General features: G+C 64.6%; 2 protein-coding genes. One reads left to right on the plus strand and one right to left on the minus strand.

Annotated features, from left to right (window positions below; all coding sequences use genetic code 11):
- Positions 1-82 precede the first annotated feature (82 nt).
- Positions 83-601, minus strand: a complete 519-nt coding sequence (locus AC1D0P_RS24560) for a hypothetical protein (RefSeq protein ID WP_477651851.1) — start codon at positions 599-601, stop codon at positions 83-85.
- A 272-nt stretch (positions 602-873) separates the two neighbouring features.
- Here AC1D0P_RS24560 and AC1D0P_RS24565 point away from each other — a divergent pair, with 272 nt between their 5' ends.
- Complete coding sequence (locus tag AC1D0P_RS24565; protein ID WP_477679124.1) at positions 874-2,940, plus strand: Tex family protein; 2,067 nt, start codon at positions 874-876, stop codon at positions 2,938-2,940.
- The last annotated feature ends 136 nt before the right edge of the window (positions 2,941-3,076 follow it).

Below are 3,076 nucleotides of genomic sequence, written 5' to 3' on the forward strand. Positions count from 1 at the left end.
CTCCAGGGGCATTGAACAGGCGCCGCACCCGAAAAGTGCGGCCGCCTGCTGGTGGCCATTGGTCGCGCGATGCCGGGGTTTCTTACACTAGCGGCATGGTCAGGTGGTCTTTTTGCGCGCTGCCCATGCCGTTGCGGCGCTCAAGCTGGTCTTCCAGCTGGCCCACATGGGCCGCCACGCTGTTGTCGATTTGCTCGAGCCGCGCCAGCAAGGCCTGCTGCTGCTGGGCGAAGCGTTCGGCCAGCACGGTAGCCGCGGCGGCTTCGCGGTGCTGCGCGGCCAGCGCCTGGACTTCCAGGTAGCTGCGCAGTTCGGTGAAGCGCGAGGCTTCGGCCTTGTCGGCGAGTTCGCGCTGGGTGTTGAGTTCGCGCGAGTACTTGCGGGTTTCCAGCAGGTGGGTGCTTTGCATATAGAGCGTGGTGGCCAGGAAGACCACGGTGGCGATCACCAGCAGCAGCAACATGAGCAGGCCCAGTGAGACCTGCACGGTGGTAAAGCCCAGGCTCAGCATGCTCACGCGCGTGAACTCGTCCAGATTGAGGGCCACCAGGCCCGACAGCAGCAGGATGCCCACCACCAGCAATATCGTGCGAATTCTCATGTCCGTCTCCCCTTGAATAAATGTAAGAAATTGCTTTTCAGCCTTGGCCATTATTGGGAGCCGGCGAGCGTTTTGCCTGTGGGACAATGCCGACCCTTGGCGTCAGTTTGTGGGTTCGCGAAACCCCGCGCCCTGGCCGCTCATTCCTGTTTCATTCTTTCCAGCTTTTCAGCCCTTTTTCCCGACATGCAAAAAATCATCCGCCAGATCGCGGCAGAAATCAAAGTCCAGGAACACTCGAGTTCGCCGCCACCAAGCAGGACCTGGAAGACTTGTACCTGCCCTTCAAACCCAAACGCCGCACCAAGGGCCAGATCGCGCGCGAGGCCGGCATCGAGCCGCTGGCCGACAAGCTGTTCGCCGACCCGTCGCTGGTGCCGGCCGACGAGGCCGCGGCCTTTGTGAAGGCCGAGAAGAACGAAAGCGGCGACGACTTCACCACTGTGCAGGCCGTGCTGGACGGCGTGCGCGACATCCTTTCCGAGCGCTGGGCCGAAGATGCGGGCCTGGTGCAGTCGCTGCGCAACTGGCTGTGGAGCGAAGGGCTGTTCAGCTCCAAACTGGTCACCGGCAAGGACGAGAACAACACAGACAACAGCAAGTTCCGCGACTACTTCGACTATGACGAACCTATCGGCCGCGTGCCTTCGCACCGTGCACTGGCCGTGTTCCGCGGCCGCGGCCTGGAAATCCTGGACGCCAAGCTGCTGCTGCCCGAGCTAGCCGAGCCAGGCAAACCGAGCATCGCCGAAGGCAAGATCGCCCTGCACCTGGGCTGGAGCCACAAGGCGCGCCCGGCCGATGACTTGATCCGCAAGGCCGTGGCCTGGACCTGGCGCGTCAAGCTCAGCCTCTCGCTGGAGCGCGACCTCTTCACGCGCCTGCGCGAAGAGGCCGAGAAGGTCGCCATCAAGGTGTTTGCCGACAACCTGCGCGACCTGCTGCTGGCGGCGCCGGCCGGCCCGCGCGTGGTGATGGGCCTGGACCCGGGAATCCGCACCGGCGTGAAGGTGGCGGTGGTCGACGCCACCGGCAAGCTGGTGGAGACCTCCACCGTCTTCCCGCAYGAGCCGCGCAAGGACTGGGACGGCTCGCTGCACACCCTGGCCAAGCTCTGCGAAAAACACGGCGTGAACCTGATCGCCATCGGCAACGGCACGGCCAGCCGCGAGACTGACAAACTTGCTGCCGACCTGATCAAGGGCATGGCCAAGGTTGAGCAGGTCATTGAAAAAGTCGTGGTCAGCGAGGCCGGCGCCTCGGTCTATTCGGCCAGCGAGTTCGCCTCGCAGGAAATGCCCGACGTGGACGTGAGCCTGCGCGGCGCCGCCAGCATTGCGCGCCGCCTGCAGGATCCGCTCGCCGAACTCGTCAAGATCGACCCCAAGTCCATCGGTGTGGGCCAGTACCAGCACGACGTGAACCAGAGCGATCTGGCGCGAAGCCTGGACACCGTGGTCGAGGACTGTGTGAACAGTGTGGGCGTGGACCTGAACACCGCCAGCGTGCCGCTGCTGGCGCGCGTCTCGGGCCTGTCGCAGACCGTCGCCAAGTCGGTGGTGCGCTGGCGCGATGCCAACGGCGCTTTCGCCTCGCGCGCCGATTTGCTCAAGGTGACCGGCCTGGGTGCCAAGACCTTTGAGCAGAGCGCGGGCTTTTTGCGCCTGCGCAGCGGCAGCAACCCGCTGGACATGACGGGCGTGCACCCTGAAACCTACCCGGTCGTCGAAAAAATCATGGCCCACACCGGCAAGCCTGTGGCCGAGCTCATGGGCCGCGCCGAAATGCTCAAGACCCTGAAGCCCGAGCTGTTCGCCAACGAGCAGTTCGGCGTGATCACGGTCAAAGACATCATTACCGAGCTCGAAAAACCCGGCCGCGACCCGCGCCCGGATTTCAAGGTGGCACGCTTCAACGAGGGCGTGGAAGACATCAAGGACCTGAAAGAAGGCATGACGCTGGAAGGCACGGTCAGCAACGTCGCGRCCTTCGGCGCCTTTGTCGACATCGGCGTGCACCAGGACGGCCTGGTCCATGTGAGCCAGCTCGCCAACAAGTTCGTCAACGACGCGCGCGAAGTCGTCAAGACCGGCGACATCGTGAAAGTGCGCGTGACCGAAGTCGACGTGGCACGCAAGCGCATAGGCCTGACCATGAAGCTGGACGCCGCAGCGGCGCGCCGCGATGGCCCGCGCGACAACCGTTTTGAAAGCGCGCGGCCACCCGGTGGGCAGAACCGTGGCGGCAATTACGGCGGCGGGCGTGCCGGCGCGCCACAGCCCGCGGCCGCCACGGCCATGGAATCGGCCTTCAGCAAGCTGGCGGCGCTCAAGAAGTAGGCGGGGAGGGCGCGGCGGTCCCGAAAAGGACAGCCTTGCGCCTTGCCTGATGCTCCAATACGCCCGCAGCTCTATCGGATTTTCATGAAAGCCCTCCGCATCTACGCCGGCCCCAAGGCGCGCCTGCACATCGAAC

The sequence above is a fragment of the Polaromonas sp. P1_G2 genome, from assembly GCF_056405515.1.

What these genes read in the sequence shown, in the direction of transcription:
- AC1D0P_RS24560 (WP_477651851.1), bottom strand. Translation starts at nt 601, where the DNA reads ATGAGAATTCGCACGATATTGCTGGTGGTGGGCATCCTGCTGCTGTCG.